Origin of the sequence: Commensalibacter nepenthis (assembly GCF_029953305.1) — a bacterium.
In the GTDB taxonomy this organism is placed as follows: Bacteria; Pseudomonadota; Alphaproteobacteria; order Acetobacterales; family Acetobacteraceae; genus Commensalibacter; species Commensalibacter nepenthis.
On record NZ_JASBAN010000001.1, the window covers coordinates 341,872 to 362,724 of the forward strand.

Genomic DNA, 20,853 nt, shown 5'->3' on the forward strand with positions numbered 1-20,853 from the left:
AATCTATGAAATTAATTAAGGTCACTTGAGAGGCAAAATGGATTTGAATTACACGAATATTTCTCATTCTTTACAGTCTCTAACAAAGAAAAAACAAAAAATGCGTCGTCTCTCTTATATCACTTTGACTGTTGGTTTATCTCTTTTTGCCAGTGCTTGCACAGCACCTGTTCCCAAAGATCCAGAAGCCTTGGCTGAATATAAACGCAATAATGATAAATACGAACCCACAAACCGTGAAATGTATGATTTTACCATGACAGTGGATAAATATACGTTACGCCCTGTGTCAAAGGCATATGTATGGGCGGTTCCCAAAGTGGTTCGCAAATCTCTGAGCAATATGATTACAACAATGAATGAACCTGTTGTATTCTTTTCTGATGTAGGTGCTGGCAAACCAAGGCGCGCAGGCGATACCTTTGCCCGTTGGTGTATCAATATGGTTGCTGGTATTGGTGGTTTTATTGATGTTGCCTCGATGGTTGGGTATGAACATCACGATACCACCCCAGGCATGACCTTGGCTTCTTGGGGAATTAAATCAGGTCCTTATTTATTTGTACCCTTTATGGGACCATCGAGCTTTCGTGAAGCCGGTGGCTCTATCATCGCTGTTGGTTTGCAACCGCTTAACTATGTCCCCAGAGGATATGGGTTGATTACTTTTAACTGGGCCTATAATATCCTAGGTGTGATTAGTGCTAGAGCTGACTATATGGATGCGTTGGATCAGTTACAAAGAGATTCATTGGATCCTTATGCAACAGTTCGAAGTGCATACCAACAACAACAAAGCGCTGAAATCAAAGAGCTGATTAATGACCATAGAGCCACAACACCAGCTTGGTATATAAAATAAGTTAGGAATTATACAATGAAGAGTTACTCTTGTCGTTTTCTTTTTTCTGTAGCCGCAGTTTCAGGTATATTATTATCTAGTACTATAGTTCCTCATGCTCCCTTTGCTATTCCAGCTGCGCACGCGCAAAAAACTTATTCAAGTGCAGAATTACGTCAATGGCTTGAAGCCACAGGCAATAAAATGGTCTCTGTTGTAAACAGCAACAAATCAGCAAAAGAGAAAAAAGAACAATTTTTAACGATTTTAAATCAAGATGTTGATGTAGATACGATCGCTAAATTCTGCCTTGGTCGCTTTTGGCGTGTTGCAACACCAGAGCAACAAAAAGAGTATGTCCAATTATTCCATCAGGTTTTAATTAACTCTATTACTGACCGTTTGGGTGAATATAAAGGCGTTTCTTTTGACATTGGCAAGGTTTCCAACGTTGAAGGCGGTAGATTTTCTATAGAAACCATCCTTCATCGTCCAAAACAACCCAATGTTTCAATACAATGGATTATCAGCACAGAAAGCGGATCCCCTAGAGTGGTGGATATTATTGGTGAAAATGCGTCCTTATCCGTAACACAAAGAGGTGACTATACGTCCTTTATTGCTCGACATGGTAATAATGTGTCTGCATTGATTGATGCTTTAAAACGTCAAATCTCAAAACATCCATAATCATTCATTTCAAAGATAAATATATTTAGTGAAAAGCCAGGAAATCTTATTCTCCTGGCTTTTTTATTTCAATCTATACTAAACAAACGGGGGATCTAATATCATGACCGCTCCTCAATTTTCCAATGATTTCATTCTAGAGCTTGAACAGCTCTTTTCTTGGCGCAGAGATGTCAGGCATTTCCAGTCTAAACCGGTTGATAACCAAATTCTGGACCAACTTTTATCAGTTGCCTCGTTGGCTCCGTCTGTTGGTCTCAGCCAACCTTGGCGGTATATTAAGGTTGAAACCCCTGCACTTCGTGAAGCAATTTATACCCTCTTTCAGGAATGTAACCATCAAGCTGCACAAGAATATGCGTCTGAACAACAACAGCTTTACTCTAATTTAAAACTTTCTGGTCTGAACGATGCCCCTCATCATATCGCAGTCTTTTCAGAGGCAAACCCACAACAAGGCAAAGGATTAGGCAGGCAGACTATGCCAGAAACCACTGCTTACTCAACCGTGATGTCTATCTTCAGCTTTTGGTTGGCTGCCAGAGCCTATAATATTGGTGTGGGTTGGGTTTCAATTTTACCTCCTGAAAAAGTAAAATTAATTTTAACCGTTCCAAAAGATTGGAATTTTGTAGCCTATTTATGTGTTGGATATCCACAATTTCAAAACATAATCCCAGAACTAGAGGAAAAAGGCTGGGAAAAACGCAATCCAGAACGACAGCAATGGATCATTAAATAGAACCATCAAAACATCATATATAAATAATCTCTACTCGATCTGATAAAAATCTTTTGATTTTTATATTTGTGTGTTTTTCTATAGGTATATTATTTTGCTTACTATAATTTTATATGTAACAAGCGAAATTTAATGCTCCAATTTTATAAAAATACAGAAACAGGACGATTATGAGCAATTCTTCACTAAGGGTTTCTGACACACCTGAAGCCCATCAAAATTCATTCACATACTATCCCGTCGCATTAAGCGTCATGACAACTGTTTTCTTCATGTGGGGATTTCTGACATGTTTGAATGATATTCTTATTCCACATTTAAAGACCGTATTTGAATTAAACTATGCCCAAGCAATGTTGGTTCAATTTACATTCTTTGGTGCATATTTTCTAATGTCTATACCGGGGGGAAAAATTATCTCTTCATTAGGGTATAAAAAAGGCATTGTCGCAGGTCTGATTATTGCAGCCATTGGTGCATTTGGATTTTGGCCTGCGGCTATTTCTTCGAATTATTATATTTTCCTGATTGCTCTGTTTATTTTGGCGACTGGGATCACAATCTTACAGGTCGCAGCCAATCCATATGTGACTTTACTAGGATCTCAAAAAACCAGCTCTAGCCGATTAAATTTGGCACAAGCCTTCAACTCTTTAGGAACGACCGTAGCTCCCTATCTTGGCGGGGTTCTAATTCTTGTAGGTGCGTCTTATACATTGCCAAAGGACGTTGCAACAGCTCCAGAAACAGTGCAATTAATTTCTATACTTGAAAATAAATCACTCCCCGATATTCAATCAGCATTCAATCAAGCAAAACCAGAAAATATTGCTTATGCCCTTAAAAACATTCCACCTTTTATATTCAATAAACTTTCGAATGAAGTGTTATTAGAACAATCCAATCGCCTTCCCCCTGAAATATTAGGAACCGTTTTAAGCGATATCCCTACTGAGCAAAAACTCTTTATCCTTAGCAATATTTCTACAGAAAAGTTGGATCAATTGCCTGCTGATGCGCTTGTTCAGTCAATGGATAGTCTTGTTACGACTTCATTAGATACAAACCAAACAAGCATGCTTCAAAAGTTAAAAAATGAAATAACACCCGCCACGCATCAAAAGATGCAAGCATATCGGACTAATCAAGCCAAATCAGTGCAAAAACCCTATGCAATATTAGGGCTCATTCTTTTGTTACTGGCTGGTTTCGTTGCCATTTTTAAACTTCCTGAAAATAAAGATCAAGCAGAGGAAAATAAAGATACACCACATTCTTTGAAAGATGTATTTCAATATCCTCATGCAGTTTTGGGGGCATTAGGGATTTTCTTTTATGTTGGTGCTGAAGTATCGGTCGGCAGTTTTATGATTAGCTATTTAACATTACCCGATATTGGTCGCATGACAGAACAAGTTGCCTCTCAATATGTTGCTTTTTTCTGGGGAGGCGCTATGGTTGGGCGTGTAATAGGGTCAGCATTAATGGTGAAAATATCCCCACGAAAATTGCTATCTCTTTGTGCAATCGTTAATGTCTGTTTGCTGGTTATTACATTGACATCTTCTGGCAACCTTGCCGTTTACTCGATTATTTCCATTGGATTATTTAACTCTATTATGTTCCCCACTATCTTTTCTTTGGCAGTGACTGGAATGGGAATTTTAACTGAACAAACATCAAGCTTGGTAGTAATGGCAATCGTCGGAGGCGCTGTAATCCCATTTGCTCAAGGCTTTATTGCCGATAGCATCGGATTACATCACGCTTTCTTATTGCCACTCCTTTGTTATTTTTATATTCTATATTACGGTCTAAGGGGTGCCAATCTTTCTAAAACAGTTACAAAACAATAATAACTATATTACTGGACAATAATATGTTGTCCAGTAAGCATTAGTTGTAGGAATTGATCGCATTGTTTTACTGTCATTTCACAATGCCACAAAGATAAAAAAGCAGCCTTTTGATTTAAAAAATCATTAAGCTGCTTTATATAAGTTAGTAAATCATATTCATTAGAAAGATATCATTTTACCAGGTGTAATCATTCCTTGTAGTCCTAACAAAGATTTTGCTAGTGGGATCGCCACTGGTGATAATTGTCTACCTAACAAAATAGAACGATGCTCAATCGCTGCCAACATTGCAAAATCATCGTTATTTTTTAGAATGTCATCACGTATAGATTTACCGATGCGAACTGTCTGCGCAACACCATGGCCGCTCCATCCATTAACAGAATAAATAGGCACTTGCTTTTCAATTTTACGACAATCAGTCGCACCATTGAGAGTTAAGTCTGTGGTACCACTCCATGCAAAATCAAATTTTAAATCTTTTCTTTCTGGAAATACAGTTTCAAGACGAGACGTTAAATATGCAATGGTTTTTTCTTCGTTCCAACGAGTCCCTGTCCCTTGCCCACCGAACAAGATACGCTGTTTTTTAACAGGACGATAATAATCAATTTGAAATTGTGTATCATATACAGCCATATCGGTTGGCAATAATGTTTTTGTACCCCCTGCAACTGGATTTGTTACAGCCACATATGTATAAAATGGAATGGTCGCATCAGCCTCAGATAATAACTTAAATGTAGAATCATGCACAGCAAGCACAATGCCTTTTTTGGCTAAGACACTACCTGCTTCTGTTCTAACTCTGGTTCCATTGGGAGTTTCTTCAATTTCAAGGACTTCGCTATCCTCAAAAACCTGTCCACCATTTTGCACAAAGCCATAAATCATCCCACGAACGAGTGCCAACGAGTGAATTTGACCGCCCATACTGTCTAAGGCACCGCCAAAATAAATCTCAGAGTTAATATGCTCTTTAATTTCATATTCACCTAACATGCTAACGGAATCATCGCCAAGATATCTACGAGCATCTGCACCTTTTACCAATGCACCAATATGACCAGGATGAATTGCAGCGGTTAAATGTCCCTTGCGCATATCAACAGATAAATCATATTTACTGACGATCTCTCTGATTAAGTCAAAACATTCAATAGATGTAAAACGCCATAAACGACATGCTTCGTCATAATCAAAATGTTCAATCATAGTTTCGGCTTCCCAACGGGCTAGCCCTGGGGTTAATTGCCCCCCATTACGACCCGAAGCCGCAGAACCGATGCGATTTTTTTCTAACAAAATTGTATCAACACCAGATTCTGAGAGATGTAATGCTGATGAAGCACCAAGCAATCCCCCACCAATTACCACGATATCACAAGTTGTTTCTTCTTCCAGTTTGGGAAAACCAGCCCAACTAGATAAGGTTGCTTCGTAATAATTTGCTGGATGTTCTGGCTTTTGATCGCCATCCACCCAACTCCAATCTTCTTGTTTATCTGTGTTATTGGTTGGAGCAATCAATGCATCATCAATTAATACTGGTTTTTCAATCTTTTGTTTTACAGTCATTTAATATAACTCGATATATATATATATATATTAATGATAAGGATTCTAGACTTTTGATTCGTAATTTTCGTTATCTGGAACGAAAAGTGATTTGTTGATTTTCTTTAGATAAAAAAGATAAAGCAATCCTAAAAATGTCCATGATAAGCCAAATATAAAGGAATCTTCTTGTAAGTTCAACCACATATACGCAACTGTTACCAAACCCAAGACTGGGAAGATCAGATTTAATAAAATTTGCTTCATGGTTGCAATTTCTTTGTTTTTGTAAACAAACATGACTAAAATACAGACATTGACTGCACTAAATGCAATCATCGCGCCAAAATTCACAAAGGACACGGCTGTATCTAAGCTACAAAAAATAGCACCTAAAGATAAAAATCCAACTAACAACACACAGAAATAAGGGGAATGATACTTGGGATGAACATATCTAAACATCTGACCAGGGATAAATCTGGCAATGCCCATGATGTATAATAGTCTTGCGGCACTAGCATGCGATGCCAATGCAGAAGCCAACGTATTCACCAACATCGCAATCATAAAGAATTTTTGGAAAATGATTCCCCCGACATATAATGCAATTTCAGGAGAGGATGAATCTTTATAATTTTTTAATAATTCGTTTGTTGGGTAATATAATTGAATAAACCAAGCACTGATGAAAAAAATTATCCCACCAGATAATACGGTAATCATAATGGCTCTGGGTATGTTCTTTTTCGAATCTTTTGTTTCATTCGCCAAAGTCGATACCGCATCAAACCCTAGGAAAGAGAAACATAAAACAGCCGCACCACCCACAAGTGGTTCCAAGCTATTATCACCATTGAATAAGGGTTTCATGGTTAATACAGCAGTTACACCTTGTCCTAATTTTATATGAATGACCAAATATATAAAATAAATCGTTAAAATTAAGGGTACGCCCACAAATATAAAATTCATATTTGCCAATAAACTGACGTTACGTAAATTAATAAAGGTCACAATAGCAACGTAAACAGTTATTAAAATCCAATTGGGAATATCTGGAAATAATGCACTTAAATAAGCACCAGACAACAAGGCATTAATCATTGGTAATAACATATAATCTTGCAGAGTTGCCCATCCAACAATAAAACCATTCGCTTTACCACATATTTTACTTGTATATGTAAACGCAGAACCAGATTCAGGAAAGGTGGCTGCTAGTCGACTATAACTCATAGCGGTTAACATAATAGCCACTAACGTCAATAAATAAGCCAAAGGCACTCGACCATTTGTACGCTCAGACACGATACCAAACGTATCAAACACAGTCATTGGCGTCAAATAAGCTACACCAATGATAACGACTTGCCATAATGATAATAGCTTCTTACTCTTTTTTAACTGATCCATTAATTACATCTTTAACTTCTCGAAATATTACAAAAGCATTTTAAAATAAATTGCTATAACAGAACAAAGCAATTAAATTTAAAATAAACCTTATACTATGCAATTTATGTAATAAATAGCAAGAATAACATTGCTGTTTATAACAATATTTGATTGATATGCCCTGAAATTAAGTAAAAAAACGTTTTTATACTTTATAGAAATCTTTTGCTGTCAATATATGTTGATAAAAATCACAAGGATTCAATATGTTATTTGTATTATTATCTAAAAGCCTGACCGATAATTAATTTGAGTGATTTCAGTTATTTATGATTCTCTGTTGTTAGCACAACGACGGAGGCTCAAATGACGTGGACCAAAAACACTCGCAAGCAATATGAACGCAACTCAATGCGCTATGCAAGCGATAGTTCAGACAATGAATGGTCAATTATAGAACCGTTTCTTCAACGCTACAGTTCCGTTGGGCGTCCATGGACGCATAAGCCGCATGATATATGGGATGCTGTGCAGTACATCGTGTCAACAGGTTGTCAGTGGCGAGCACTTCTGAAATAATTTCCGCCTTACTCGACGGTACAACATCATTTCTACAATTGGCGCGACAACGGTCTTTTGGTCTTGATCGACGAGACTTTGGTGGAAGCAAAACGCATTCTTGAAGGGCATAGTCCTTTACTAACAGCGGATATTATCGACAGCCAGTCGGTGAAAACGACTGAAAGCGGCGGTTCGCGCAGTTATGATGCTGGAAAGAAAATCAAGGGGCGCAAGCGCCATATTCTGACCGATACAGCAGGCAACTTGCTGACAGCTATTGTGCATAATGCTGACATTCAGGACCGCGACGGTGCTACTCACGTCATCGAGCTAGCTAAAGGGAACTATCGCTCCATGATAAAGTTCTTTGCCGATGGAGGCTATGCAGGAGACAAACTCGCAACCGCTGTGGCGCATATTAAAGACTCCTCCATTGAGATAGTTTGTCGTTTGGACTGTATGAAAGGCTTCGTTGTTATCGCTAAAAGATGGGTGGTAGAGCATACTTTCTCATGGCTCAACCGCTGTCGGCTATTGGCAAAAGATTGGGCAGCCACTCTTGCTTTGTCCGAAACACGGACCTTCACCGCTTCAATCCGAAAAATGACACGAGCTATCCCGCAACGCTTACAAAAATAATTATAAGTCAGACTCTAACATTACTAGTGGTTGCTGAAAGTATGTTAATCAATTAAAAAAGGAGCAAAAATGCTCCTTTTTTACATTATTTTTTATAGTTTTTAATCGAAGTTTCGATGAGTTCACATGCCTTGGCTTTATTATCCCATCCTTGGATTTTAACCCATTTTCCTTTTTCAAGATCTTTATAGTGGGTAAAAAAATGTTCGATTTCTTGGCGGGTGATTTCTGGAATTTCTGAAACTTCGTTGATATTGGTATAAAAAGGGTGGATTTTATCATGTGGAACACAGATGATTTTTTCATCCATTCCCGATTCATCTTCCATTTTTAAGACACCAATCGGGCGTGCACGAATAACACATCCTGGAATAACAGGCTCTGGGCATAGCACCAACATATCAATCGGATCACCATCAGCAGCCAATGTATTGGGTACAAATCCATAAGCAGCTGGATAAACCATTGGGGTAAAGACAACGCGATCAACAAATACAGCACCGCTATCTTTATCAACTTCGTATTTTACTTTTGAACCTTTGGGGATTTCAATAACAACATTAATATCGTTTGGCACATCTTTGCCAGCAGCAATTTTAGATAAATCCATAATGTAATTCCAATCTATATGAAAAATACGGTAACTGTAGCGAATTGTAAGAACATTTTCAATATATATAAGCTGTTTGTCACCATGTGCTTTTATGATTTATAGATAGAGATACAAAAATTTGATTTTCGAAGAATTATTAAAGTAATATTATAAGGGAGATATTTAAAAGAGACTGCCAAAATGAATTAAGAGAATATTTATAAAATTAATTTTTTTGATAAAAAATTTATGCATAATATAAGGAATATTCATCAATGACAATAACGCATTTAAATTATAAACTCATTGTATTAGAAGCCATTAAAAGAAAAATTATTGTTATTAATCCGAATGATTATTCAACAAGAATACTTATTGGGGATAAATCTGGAACTCCAGATGGTCTTGTATTTAATCCAAATGATCAGCTACTTTATTGGACAAATATGGGTGCAGATTACGATATTTGGGATGGTTATATTCAACATTGTACTTTGGATGGCAAAGATAGAGGTATTACGGTTAAAATGGGAGAGACCCATACTCCTAAACAAATCCAATTAGATCATCGAACAAACTATTTATATTGGTGTGATCGTGAGGGTATGAAAATTGAACGCTGTCATATTGAAACGGGTAAGGTCGAATTTTTACTAGATACACATGAAATGTATTTGGATGAAAATAATAAAAACAGACATTGCGTTGGGATAGCATTGGATATTCAAAATAACCGCGTCTTTTGGACAATGAAAGGCCCACCCAAAGGCGGAACAGGTCGTTTGCTTTGCGCGCCTTTTGATTTTAAAGATAAGCAAGCTGTTATTGATCCTTTTCAGATTAATGTCGTTTACGATCATTTACCAGAACCGATTGATTTAGAAATAGATTATAAAAATGACTATCTTTATTGGTCAGACAGAGGCGCCGAACCTGATGGAAACTCTTTAAATAGATTACAACTATCAACCTTAAGTAAAAAGGAAGTCGTTATTCGTGGGTTTGATGAAACGATAGGGTTTACGGTCGATGCAGATAATCAACTGGCTTTTGTTTCTGATAAGACTGGGCATGTATATCAAGCTGACCTGCAAACCAAAGAGAAGAAGGTAATTTACAAATCAGAAAACGGTGGGTTTACGGGGTTGATTAAAGTTGGTTAGTTGTAGGAATTGACGTAAAATATTATGCTCGTCGACAGGTATAGTTTGAATAATAGGTTTCTAAAGCTGCTGTAGAATTTTTATTAATATCAGCAAATTCTTTATTTATTATAGAAGTTAAAAAATTAACTGATTTTGCTAATTTGTCAGATGTTCTAATTTTTCTTTGAAACTCTTTTAAGTTTTTTGCAAATTATCTAAACCGTTTTTGGTATTATCATTAGTATGAGAAATGATTTCATTGATAACAATTTCAGAAAAAATAACAGGAATGCTTACAGAAGAAAATTGTTGCAAAGCTTGTAAAAAAGGTGAATCGAATTTATATCCCATTTTATGAAAGATACAAGTATCAACGCTGATACCAATAATTTTGTTTTCTTTAATTAGATCAATAATTTTCTCTTTGTTTTTTCTTGGCATAATTTGCTTCACTTGTTAAAATTTCTATTCGTAATTTGCGAATATTCTGTACTAATTTTGGCATAGGAACAAATTGAGAAAATATTTATTTTTTTTTAGATAAAACCCTTGCAAAAAAGATCATTTTACGGCAAATAAGTGTAGCGTCTATGCGCCTGTAGCTCAATTGGTTAGAGCCGGCCGCTCATAACGGTCTGGTTGCAGGTTCAAGTCCTGCCGGGCGCAGACGCTTTTTATATATTTTTTCGCCTGAAGCAAAGAATTGGGCGGGCATCATTTCCCCCCTATAGTATATGTTTGATGGATTTTTAAAGGGAGCTTCTCGACGATGGCTGGTCCTCAGTATGTTTATGTAATGAAAGATTTGACCAAGGCTTATCCTGGCGGGCGTGAAGTCTTCAAAGGGATTACGTTATCCTTTTTGCCAGGTGTGAAAATTGGTGTGCTTGGGGTGAATGGTGCGGGGAAATCAACCCTTTTGAAAATCATTGCTGGCAAAGATAAAGAATTCGGTGGTGAGGCATGGGCTGCCGAAGGAATTAAAGTTGGGTATTTAGAACAAGAACCTCAGCTTGATCACACTAAAAATGTCGGCGAAAATGTTGCCGAAGGGTTTGGTCCTTTAAAAAGAGCCGTTGATCGTTTTAATGAAATCTCTATGAAGTTCGCAGAACCCATGGATGATGATGAAATGAATAATTTGCTGGCTGAACAAGCAGAATTACAAGAAATCATCGATGCTGGAAATGGTTGGGATTTAGACCGTCAAATTGAAATTGCGTTAGACGCATTGCGTTGTCCGCCTGCAAATATGAATGTTGAAAAACTTTCTGGAGGTGAACGTCGTCGCGTCGCACTTTGTCGTTTGTTGCTTGAAAAACCGGATATTTTGTTACTTGATGAACCAACCAACCATTTGGATGCAGAAAGCGTTGCTTGGCTTGAACAAACATTGCGTGAATATACTGGCACCGTCATCCTCATCACCCATGATCGCTATTTCTTGGATAATGTGACAAACTGGATCTTGGAAATTGAGCGCGGACGTGGCTATCCATTCGAAGGGAATTATTCTTCATGGTTGGATCAAAAACGTAAACGCTTGGCTCAGGAAGAAAAAGAAGAAAGTGCACGTCAACGTGCATTGGCTGCTGAACAACAATGGATCAGCGCTTCACCAAAAGCAAGACAAGCCAAAAGCCAAGCACGTATTGCAAAATATGAAGAAATGCTAGCACAAAGCCAAGAAAAAGCTGGTGGAACAGCTGAAATCAATATCGCACCAGGTCCTCGTTTGGGAAGTGTTGTGATTGAGGCAGAAAATCTCAGTAAAGGATTTAACGATCGCTTATTGATTGATGGTCTTAATTTCAAATTACCACCAGGGGGCATTGTTGGGGTGATTGGTCCAAATGGTGCAGGGAAATCAACATTATTCAAAATGATTACGGGCGCAGATAAACCCGATCAAGGTGAAATTCGTATTGGTGAGACAGTCCAATTGGGATATGTCGATCAGTCTCGTGATGATTTAGACCCTAATAAAACCGTATGGGAAGAAATCTCTGGCGGAACAGATGTGCTTTATTTTGGCAAGCGTTCTATTGCGTCTCGTGCTTATGTAGGTGCATTTAACTTTAAAGGTTCCGATCAACAAAAGAAAGTCGGTATTCTTTCTGGGGGTGAACGTAACCGCGTGCATTTGGCAAAAATGTTGAAAAAAGAAAGCAACGTTTTATTGCTTGATGAACCAACCAACGATTTGGATTTGGATACATTACGTGTATTAGAAGAAGCGTTAGAGGAATTCGCAGGTTGTGCTGTGGTTATCAGCCATGACCGTTGGTTCTTGGATCGTTTGGCAACGCATATTTTGGCTTTTGAAGGGGATAGTCACGTTGAATGGTTCCAAGGGAACTTTGAGGCTTATGAAGAGGACAAACGTCGTCGTCTTGGTCCTGATGCAACTGAACCAAGTCGTATTAAATATAAACCTATTTCACGGTAATTCCTATTTTAGCATGTGAAATAGATGCACCCATTTCATTATAGAATGAGATGGGTGTTTTCATTTGTAAGAGTTTCTAGAAAATGTCATGATCTCGTCTCAGTTATATACACCAAGATTAATTTTATCCCCTGTCGGATGGCAAGACTTAGAAGATGTTGTTTCTTTGAAAACGGACAGCCAAGCATTTGGTCACATGTTAGGGGGGGTCAGAACACGATTAAAAGCTGAAATGGAAATGGCAGAAGATACGACATATTGGGGCTGTCATCGAATTGGTATGTATGTTGTTCGTGAAAATATACGATCTGGCTGTTCTCGTTTTTTAGGGATAACTGGTATTCATCATCGTCAAGATGATCGCGGGTATGCGTTAAGATTTTCTTTATGGCCGTGGGCACAAGGGCGCGGATATGCCCGTGAAGCTGCCTATGCTGTATTGATGGAGGCTCATGCTAGAGGATATGAACGTATTGTTGCAATTTCAAAAGAAGATAACATTCCATCCCGACGTGTGTTAGGTGGAATAGGAATGGTAGTTGAAGAAGTCTTTATGCGATATGGTAACAAAATGTTGATGTATGTCAGCACAAACGATAATAGAAGCTAATCCTTATTCAAATAAAATGATTAATAATTCTTTTTTGCACTTTAACAGTAAACCAGACTTTAGAACTTTTGCACGTTAATTACAAATATCATCGATACTTAATAATCTAAAATATCTATTGTGTTCGTGTATTTTTCTTAAGTTTCTTACTCATGTAGTCGCCCAGTAATCTTGATTTTATATTTACATAAAGCTGTATTGTATCCTAGATTTAAAATTTTTAAAGGATACCTCTATGAATATTGTTAATATTTCAAAACAACGTTATACCGCAAAACGTTATGACAAAAATAAGCTTGTTTCCTATCAAGATCTGGAAAAACTGTTAACAGTTCTTAGAAACAGTCCCTCCTCTGTGAACTCACAGCCATGGCATTTTATTGTGGTCAATAATGCGACTTCACAAGACAAAATCTTGCCAGCTATTTTAGAGTTTAATCATGCTCGTATTACAGATTCATCCTATACAATTATTTTTTGTATCAAATCGACACTAAGCAATGATTATTTAAAACATATTCTTGATACAGAAATCAAAGATGGTCGCTTTACCAAGCCAGAAATAGCCCAAAGCATGGATAAGGATCGCCGTTATTTCATTGGATTAAACAGTGCCACGGATGAACAATTACACAGCTGGGAAAGTCACCAATTATACTTGGCTTTGGGACAATTTATGTTTGCAGCAGCCTCTATTGGAATAGACTCAACCCCAATCGAAGGGTTCGATGCACCAAAAATGGATGAACTGTTAGGATTAAAAGAAAAAGGTTTAAAAAGTATCGTCGTCGCCAGTATTGGTTATCACGCCGATAACGACAGCAATGCCAAAAGACCGAAATCACGATTGCCAAAAGAGGAAATATTTACGTTTATTTAAATATTGTTTTAACCTTAGCATCACTCACAATTTGGTAAATCGTTGTTAATAAGAACATTAATGAAAAGAAGCTACTTATAGCTTCTTTTCTTAGAAATAGATTTCAATGTTAACGTTCAGTTATTTTATGTATTTAAACATTTTTATTTAATAACTTATGAATAATACACAAACTTAATCGATAACATTAGTATCATTTAATCAGGAATTACTGTAAAATGCGTTTGTGTTTCTTGATTAAATTGAAAAGTATTATCTGTTGGTTGATCAAAAGTATTTACAATAGCGTGAGCAACACAATCTCCTGCCTCTAAATGAATAGGTAGTTTATTGTTTCCTGACATTTGTTTTATATCAACACCACGGCCACTACCACTTAATGTCATATCAGAAACAACATTGCTTGTTGACCAGTTAATAGAATTGCCTAAACCATGCATACTACTTTCAGTATCTTGCCACATAAACTTTGTAGGGCTATGATTTAAGAAAGCTTCTTGACAGCTTCCATTTTTATAAACAGCAATCTGATTATGACCTTGCCAATTTTTCAATGTTGCCAGAGGATTCATCATACTTGCATTACCGTACACACTTGTTAAAGTCCCTGCTGGAACTGTGTTGTTAGCCCCATCCTTTGTCACTGGTATTACCACATAAGATACTAAAGGATAGATACCAGGCGAAAATTCACCATCTAAAGAATATGTTTTTACAGCTTTTGGATTAGGCACTTTAATAATTAAATTTAAATCTGCTTTCATCGTATAATTTTGATTAGCAAAGTCTGATCCATCCATAGATAAAAATACACATCTACCTTTACCAAATTTCATTGGTATACCATCTGATAATTTATAATCATAATTGAATGTTTGTACACCAGCCACATTTTGCTTAACAATTGCTGTATTATACGAATACCCACCATATTTATTAAAGATAACATTATAACCATCCGCTACCTCTCCTTGTGAAGGGCAAGCATCTGTAGTACTAGATAAAAGATTAAACAACGTTTCTGAATTTGTCTTGTCTTTACCAGACACAATATACTGCAGTGTCTTTGTTGTAAAACTACCTTTAATACCGTAAAATTTTGTTCCCTCGACGACATAATCTGGCAAAGTTACAGCAAAAAGATTTTTTTTATCAAAATTTAATGATTGTTTTGTTAATTCTGCTTTAAATGGAATAACCTGATATCCATCTTCCGCATAAGAAGAAGTTGTATATCCAGTTAAATAACTAGACATAACAACAAAAGCTAAAAGTATTTTTTTCATAAAATAATCCTGAATGTAATATTATATTATTTAATTTTAAATAAAAATTGTAATAATAAAATAGTTATTAATATATTATTACTTTTATTATTATATCATAATATTTTATAAAAAATAGACTATATTATTTTTTACTTAAATATACAAATAAAAAAGGACAGTAACAACTGCCCTTTCTCACTACCAATCGGACGTATGTCCCAATAAACCGAAAATCTCTCGACGGATTTTTAAAAGCTCCTTAGCATCCCGATGTCTTGGATAATCCATATCCAATTTGAACTCTCCAATAATATGCGCTGGGCGTTGACGCATCACAATGATGCGAGTTGCAAGCAACAAGGCTTCCTCAATATCATGCGTGACCATCAGACCTGTAAATTGTTTATTTTGCCACAAATTCACCAACTCTTTTTGCATGGTAATACGGGTTAAACTATCCAGTTTTCCCAAAGGCTCGTCTAAAATTAATACACTCGGATCATTGACCAACGCCCTAGCCAACGCAACACGTTGCGCCATCCCACCAGAAAGCTGTGATGGATACGCATTATCAAACCCTGCCAGTCCAATCATTTCCAACATATCGGATATGACTTTATCATCCTTTTTCTTTTGGATTTTAAAGCCCAATTCCACATTTTGTCGAACGGTTAACCAAGGAAACAAGGTTGGATCTTGAAACACAACAATGCGAGACGGATCAGCAGAAATAATTTCTTCACCATTGGCTTTGATTGATCCTTGTTCAGGATGCTCCAACCCCGCCACCATTCGCAGCAACGTCGATTTTCCGCATCCTGAAGGTCCCAAAATCACAACGAACTCATTGGGTTCAATCGTTAAATCGATATCTTCCAACACAGGCAAATCATGGTCATCTAAACTATAACTATGACTGACATTCGTAATTTCGATTTTTTGTTGTTTGACCAAAGAATTTACCATTTAATACTTTCCTTTTGCCAACCTAAAAGACGATTACGAACTTTAAATAACAATGTCATAAAGGAAGTACACATCACCGCCATAATTAACAAAGCTGCATACATATTGGGATAAGCTGCCCAGCCTTGCGCCCATTGCATATAGAACCCAAGACCTGCCTTTACCCCGAGCATTTCCGCCACAACCAGCATATAGAAACATGATCCCAATGCCATAAACATCCCAACAAACACAAAAGGCAATGCTGCGGGAATAGCCACATGACGAATCAGGAACAAAGGTTTTGCCCCCATTGTTTTGGCAACATCGTAATAGCTGGGATTAACCCCAGCTATCCCTGACCAAGTCAATACTGCTACAGGAAAAGATGCCGCAAAAGCCATCAATAACTCGCCCGCGACAAAACTGGATGGAATCACGGCGAACAATAAAGGTAAAAACGCCACAGGTGGCAAAGGACCTAGAAAACGCAAGATGGGATGTGCCCAATAGCCAAAGAGCTTTGACCATCCCATCCCAACGCCAATAATAAATCCAATGACACAACCAAGAATATACCCACCCACCAGCAACATCATGGAATGTGCTAAGGAATTGAGCAATTTAGCCCAATCGGTAATAAATACATCCAGTAATTCTTGGGGCGCACCAAAGAACGGTCTTGGCAACAATAATAATTTTGCTTGGATCAGTTCCCAAACACCAATAAATACCGCCAAAGCCAATAGCCATGCGCCATAATAGCGCACTTTATTCAAAGGCAAAGTGACGACGGTTAAAAGCGCAATCACCAAACAACATAACGCAAAAGTAGCTGTTCTTGGAAAATCATCCGCATTTGGAATAAAATAAGTCAGCCCTGCCGTCACCAACCAAGCCACAGAAGCAACAATTTGAGACCAATATGCGTTCTTTACAACTTGTTTCATCCAATAAAAAGATCCTGTGTCACTTTATTAGCATAAGTTTCAGAATTTAGACTCTGTGGAAATACACCAATCTTTTTCAGCTCGTTCGCATAAAACACCACATTGTCACGTAATTGTTTTCCAACAGATTGTTCGTGCGTACCTTCTGTTTCTAAAATAGCAGCCAATTCTTGAGCAGATACTTTTGGTGCATAAGGTTCAAACATCTTCGCAGCTTCCATTTTATTATGATGCACCCACTGCCCAGCTTCTAAAATAGCTTGTGTAATGGCTTTGGCAACCATTGGCTCTTTGCGAATTAATGATCCACGTAGCCCAACCACACAACAAGCAATATGCTGCCATTTACCCTCCATGTTGGAATCAATGGATACTAATTGGTTTTTTGTTTGGAATAAATGTGCCAATGGATCATCCAAACCTGCGGCTTGTATTGCCCCTCGTTTCAATGCAAGCGGCAACATGTCTTCTGGAAATTGACGCCAATTGACATCTTTTTCAGGATCAATGCCGATTTCTTTAAAACGCATACTAAAGAAATTCTTGGCAGGTCCACCAATATCGCCAACACCAATGGTCTTCCCTTTTAAATCTGCAAGCGTTTTAATAGCACCATTTTGCGGTGCCAATAAATGCAAACAGCCAGAATGTAATCCAGCCACTAATTTCACATCAAACCCTTGTTGCAAAGGTTTTAACCATCTTAATGCCATGCCTGATGCACCGTCTGCTTTACCAGTAGACATGGTTTCCAACATTTGATCAACGGAACCCGCAAAATCAATAAAATTCACATCAAGATTATATTTCTTAAAGAACCCTTTTTGTTGAGCCACTGGAAATGCTGCTGTACAAATAGAATCCGCACTCCATGCCAAGGTTACCTTACGCGGTGTCCCTTCAATTTTAATAGGCTCGCCTATATTCGGAAATGCTGTATCCATTTCTGCAGCCATTGCATGGCGCAATGGATTAACCAATAATGCCGCCCCAGAAGCAGCTAATAATGAACGTGAAAATTGCCGCCGATTCATAAGATTAAACCCCATGTTAAATTGTAAAAGAAAAGGAAATATAGAATAAAATAGATTAATAGTAGTATGTAATTAGTTTATTCAAAAATACAATCTTATTTTCAAGTACAAAGATTAAAAGCACTATAATTTTAAGTATAAATTAAGCAAAAAATTGCCTTATTCTTTTCAATGAACAAGGCTTTTATATTATTTTTTATAATTTTGTATAGCTCTATCCGCAGGCGAGTTCCCTAGATTCAAGGACGGCGTTCGATGATGAATTAAATCATCAATCAATGTTTCATAATTTTTAAGATATTCATCCATGGACAGGCTACGTTCTGCTTCAGCCCGTGCCCCTTTACGAATAGATTGCGCAAGTTTTTTATCCTCTAAAACTTCTAGAATCCGATCCGCTAATGCATCATGATCTAAAAATGGGGTTAATATTCCCGTAACACGATCTGCGATAAATTCTTGTACTGGTTGTGTATCACTAGCGATAATCGGACACCCCGTTGCCATTGCCTCTCTTAAAGACCAAGATAAAACAAACGGATACGTCAAATAAATATGCGCATCAGAGCGTTTTAAAACACTATTAAACACATTATACGGAACTTGCCCTGAAAAATGCACCCTCGACATATCAAGTTTTTTATGCACTTCTTTTAACATGTAGTCACGCCAAGACATACCACTTTCCAAACTGGCACCATAACTTACCTGTTCTCGACCAATCATGAGGACTTTAACGTCTGGACGTTCTTGCAGTAATTTTGGCAATGCCCGCATGAAAATATGAAACCCACGATAGGGTTCTAGCCCTCTGGCGACATAAGTCACCAGCTTGTCATCTGGTTTAACAACAAAATCCTTTAATTCCAAATCGGTTTTATAAATCGATGGATCAGGACTACATTTTTTAAGATTAACCCCTTCCCTTAAAATCGTAATTTTTTTCTGAGCCCAATCGGGATAGGTTGAATGTTGAAATAATGTTGGCGTCTGCCCCCAACCTGGATTGGTTGCTGAAACCAGATTAATTGTATTTTTAATTCGCACGCGCGCAGGCAACATTTCATCAGCTGGGAATTCAGGATCAAAATCCACATCCAATCCAGAAGAATGATAGTAAAATTCAGTATAGCTTAAAACAGGAACATCGGGGTATATGTCTTGTAAATTTAACATTTCTCCCCACCCTTGATGCCCAATAATAATATCAGGGGTCAATCCTAGATTTTTAAGGGTTTTGATCGTTTGATAAACAGCATCCCCTCTTTTCATTGCCAAATCAAGCTCTCCCAAAGGAGCAGGCAACCCTTTGGCTGGCTCGGGAACTTGATAAAAAACTGAGCGTACTCCCTCAATTCTAGCGTTCGAAGGTTGGCTGATAAACACAATCTCATTATCAGGTTGCTTGGCAAGATGTTGAACGATATGTAAATATTGCCCAGGAAAATTCTGATGAATAAATAAATATTTCACGACGATACCAATTCAGTAATATTTTACCTTGCCCTATATCCTTTGATCCAAGCACAAGGTAAAATTGTCACACTAAAGTTATAAAAAACAAATACAAAATTTTATTTTGTTTTCTTAATTGTGGCTTTTGTCGTTACCTTACGCTCCATCGCTTTTAAAGCGGCTTCTTTCGATGTTGATGTTTTTAATTTTATATTGCTTCGCACTGATTTTGCTGGGACTATTTTTCTAATAGTTTTTTTCGGTGCCTCGGTTTCCAAAGGAACAGAAGCCGTGCTTGAAACACCAAAAGATTTTCCATCAGCAATAGAGATTAATTCAACGCGGACTGCCTCTAAGGGGGCAACAGATTCCGCAGACAACATTGTCGCATCTTCTACAGGTCCAACTTTTGTACCATCAACAAAAGTAGCACTTAAACGAACATGATATTTTTTCGCAGCCTCATCGCTCAATTTAATGCTGAGCCCACATAATGGTAATCCCATACCGCGGCTACCGCAGAACTGGTTGCCTTGATGCCAAGGGGACATCCATCCTTTTCCCAACAAAGCTTGATATTCGATGTCTTCTGGTTTGATATAATTATTGATATTCAATCCAAACCCTTCGATCCAAGTTTTGCTATCTGGAATACCAATCCAATCGCCCAATTTTACAGAAACGTCACCCATTCGTTGAATATGAGCAAAAATAGAAATGCTATTTTCAGAATCTGTTGCGGCTTGTTTGACAGCTGTTTGTTGTTCTTGTTGAGCAATATTGGCATATTCTTTGACAGCGGCAACTGGAACAACATCATTGTTATTTAGAGCAATAATTTCGGGTGCGTCATTTAAACGCACGACTTGTAACTTAGGTGCTGGCAATTGACTGGACGGATTTTGATAAACAGTCACTAAAATCAAACCAGCCCCCCCTGAAATTCGGATCAGAGCAGCATTTTTTTCGGCACCCAACCAGCCATCTTTTTCAAAAGTTTCAATTGACACATGTGCCGACTGTTTGAATGGCGGCAAAGAAATACGCAAACCAGGGAAACCAAAATCATCTGCTGGGGCTTGTTCTGGTGCATGATAAATACAATACAATCCCACATCTAAGCTCATCAAATGACCGTTGACATTTAAATCAATCACTCTTTGTTGTTGCCCTTGCCTTCCTTGATCTTTGCCTTCTGACATTTATATTTCCCTATTTTGCAGTAATTATTATATTTG

Annotated in this window: 18 protein-coding genes, 1 tRNA gene and 1 pseudogene; 10 read left to right on the top strand and 10 right to left on the bottom strand. The window is 37.5% G+C overall.

What is annotated here, in order from left to right:
- Positions 1 to 100: 100 nt before the first annotated feature.
- The 4 genes from QJV33_RS01520 to QJV33_RS01535 all read left to right on the top strand — a co-directional run bounded on the left by QJV33_RS01520 (position 101) and on the right by QJV33_RS01535 (position 4,129).
- On the top strand, positions 101 to 862 hold the full coding sequence (locus QJV33_RS01520) for an MlaA family lipoprotein (RefSeq protein ID WP_281463364.1): 762 nt from the start codon (positions 101 to 103) through the stop codon (positions 860 to 862).
- A gap of 15 nt (positions 863 to 877) precedes the next feature.
- Entirely contained in the window at positions 878 to 1,531 is a 654-nt protein-coding gene (locus tag QJV33_RS01525) for an MlaC/ttg2D family ABC transporter substrate-binding protein (RefSeq protein ID WP_281461659.1), read from the top strand.
- A 103-nt stretch (positions 1,532 to 1,634) separates the two neighbouring features.
- Positions 1,635 to 2,273, top strand: coding sequence for a 5,6-dimethylbenzimidazole synthase (bluB, locus tag QJV33_RS01530; protein WP_281461660.1), 639 nt, complete (start codon positions 1,635 to 1,637; stop codon positions 2,271 to 2,273).
- 170 nt (positions 2,274 to 2,443) lie between these two features.
- Positions 2,444 to 4,129 (top strand): sugar MFS transporter, encoded by a 1,686-nt coding sequence (locus QJV33_RS01535; RefSeq protein ID WP_281461661.1) that lies wholly within the window; start codon positions 2,444 to 2,446, stop codon positions 4,127 to 4,129.
- 162 nt (positions 4,130 to 4,291) lie between these two features.
- Here the strand turns inward: QJV33_RS01535 and QJV33_RS01540 are convergent, their stop codons facing one another.
- Together QJV33_RS01540 and QJV33_RS01545 are read right to left on the bottom strand one after the other, a co-directional pair.
- Entirely contained in the window at positions 4,292 to 5,710 is a 1,419-nt protein-coding gene (locus QJV33_RS01540; protein ID WP_281461662.1) for an NAD(P)/FAD-dependent oxidoreductase, read from the bottom strand.
- Between the two features lie 45 nt (positions 5,711 to 5,755).
- Entirely contained in the window at positions 5,756 to 7,105 is a 1,350-nt protein-coding gene (locus QJV33_RS01545; RefSeq protein WP_281461663.1) for an APC family permease, read from the bottom strand.
- Positions 7,106 to 7,453: 348 nt separating this feature from the next.
- Between QJV33_RS01545 and QJV33_RS01550 the strand changes: the two are divergent.
- A pseudogene (locus QJV33_RS01550) lies at positions 7,454 to 8,287 on the top strand (IS5 family transposase).
- Positions 8,288 to 8,372: 85 nt separating this feature from the next.
- Here QJV33_RS01550 and ppa read toward each other — a convergent pair.
- A complete protein-coding gene (ppa, locus tag QJV33_RS01555; protein WP_281461664.1) occupies positions 8,373 to 8,897 on the bottom strand; it encodes an inorganic diphosphatase in 525 nt (174 codons plus the stop codon).
- A 257-nt stretch (positions 8,898 to 9,154) separates the two neighbouring features.
- On the opposite strand from ppa, the gene QJV33_RS01560 reads away from it, so the two are divergent.
- On the top strand, positions 9,155 to 10,042 hold the full coding sequence (locus QJV33_RS01560; protein ID WP_281461665.1) for a hypothetical protein: 888 nt from the start codon (positions 9,155 to 9,157) through the stop codon (positions 10,040 to 10,042).
- Positions 10,043 to 10,219: 177 nt separating this feature from the next.
- Here QJV33_RS01560 and QJV33_RS01565 read toward each other — a convergent pair whose 3' ends face one another.
- Positions 10,220 to 10,477 (bottom strand): PIN domain-containing protein, encoded by a 258-nt coding sequence (locus tag QJV33_RS01565; protein WP_281461666.1) that lies wholly within the window; start codon positions 10,475 to 10,477, stop codon positions 10,220 to 10,222.
- A 139-nt stretch (positions 10,478 to 10,616) separates the two neighbouring features.
- On the opposite strand from QJV33_RS01565, the gene QJV33_RS01570 reads away from it, so the two are divergent.
- The 4 genes from QJV33_RS01570 to nfsB all read left to right on the top strand — a co-directional run bounded on the left by QJV33_RS01570 (position 10,617) and on the right by nfsB (position 13,963).
- A tRNA-Ile gene (locus QJV33_RS01570) sits at positions 10,617 to 10,690 on the top strand.
- Between the two features lie 103 nt (positions 10,691 to 10,793).
- A complete protein-coding gene (gene ettA / locus QJV33_RS01575; RefSeq protein ID WP_281461667.1) occupies positions 10,794 to 12,473 on the top strand; it encodes an energy-dependent translational throttle protein EttA in 1,680 nt (559 codons plus the stop codon).
- Between the two features lie 88 nt (positions 12,474 to 12,561).
- Positions 12,562 to 13,083 carry a GNAT family N-acetyltransferase gene (locus tag QJV33_RS01580; protein ID WP_281461668.1) on the top strand — a complete coding sequence of 174 codons (522 nt, stop codon included), beginning with the start codon at positions 12,562 to 12,564 and terminating at the stop codon, positions 13,081 to 13,083.
- Between the two features lie 235 nt (positions 13,084 to 13,318).
- On the top strand, positions 13,319 to 13,963 hold the full coding sequence (gene nfsB / locus QJV33_RS01585) for an oxygen-insensitive NAD(P)H nitroreductase (RefSeq protein WP_281461669.1): 645 nt from the start codon (positions 13,319 to 13,321) through the stop codon (positions 13,961 to 13,963).
- A 197-nt stretch (positions 13,964 to 14,160) separates the two neighbouring features.
- On the opposite strand, the gene QJV33_RS01590 is transcribed toward nfsB, so the two are convergent.
- The 6 genes from QJV33_RS01590 to QJV33_RS01615 form a co-directional block, all read right to left on the bottom strand.
- Positions 14,161 to 15,249 carry a hypothetical protein gene (locus QJV33_RS01590; protein WP_281461670.1) on the bottom strand — a complete coding sequence of 363 codons (1,089 nt, stop codon included), beginning with the start codon at positions 15,247 to 15,249 and terminating at the stop codon, positions 14,161 to 14,163.
- Positions 15,250 to 15,429: 180 nt separating this feature from the next.
- Positions 15,430 to 16,197 (bottom strand): ABC transporter ATP-binding protein, encoded by a 768-nt coding sequence (locus tag QJV33_RS01595; protein WP_281461671.1) that lies wholly within the window; start codon positions 16,195 to 16,197, stop codon positions 15,430 to 15,432.
- Positions 16,191 to 17,126, bottom strand: a complete 936-nt coding sequence (locus QJV33_RS01600) for an ABC transporter permease (protein ID WP_281461672.1) — start codon at positions 17,124 to 17,126, stop codon at positions 16,191 to 16,193. The genes QJV33_RS01595 and QJV33_RS01600 overlap by 7 nt, the downstream gene beginning before the upstream one ends.
- Positions 17,123 to 18,160, bottom strand: a complete 1,038-nt coding sequence (locus QJV33_RS01605; protein ID WP_281461673.1) for an ABC transporter substrate-binding protein — start codon at positions 18,158 to 18,160, stop codon at positions 17,123 to 17,125. The genes QJV33_RS01600 and QJV33_RS01605 overlap by 4 nt, the downstream gene beginning before the upstream one ends.
- A gap of 189 nt (positions 18,161 to 18,349) precedes the next feature.
- A complete protein-coding gene (locus tag QJV33_RS01610; protein ID WP_281461674.1) occupies positions 18,350 to 19,633 on the bottom strand; it encodes a glycosyltransferase family 4 protein in 1,284 nt (427 codons plus the stop codon).
- A gap of 101 nt (positions 19,634 to 19,734) precedes the next feature.
- Positions 19,735 to 20,817: a hypothetical protein gene (locus QJV33_RS01615; RefSeq protein ID WP_281461675.1), complete on the bottom strand. Its 1,083-nt coding sequence runs from the start codon at positions 20,815 to 20,817 to the stop codon at positions 19,735 to 19,737.
- Positions 20,818 to 20,853 lie beyond the last annotated feature (36 nt).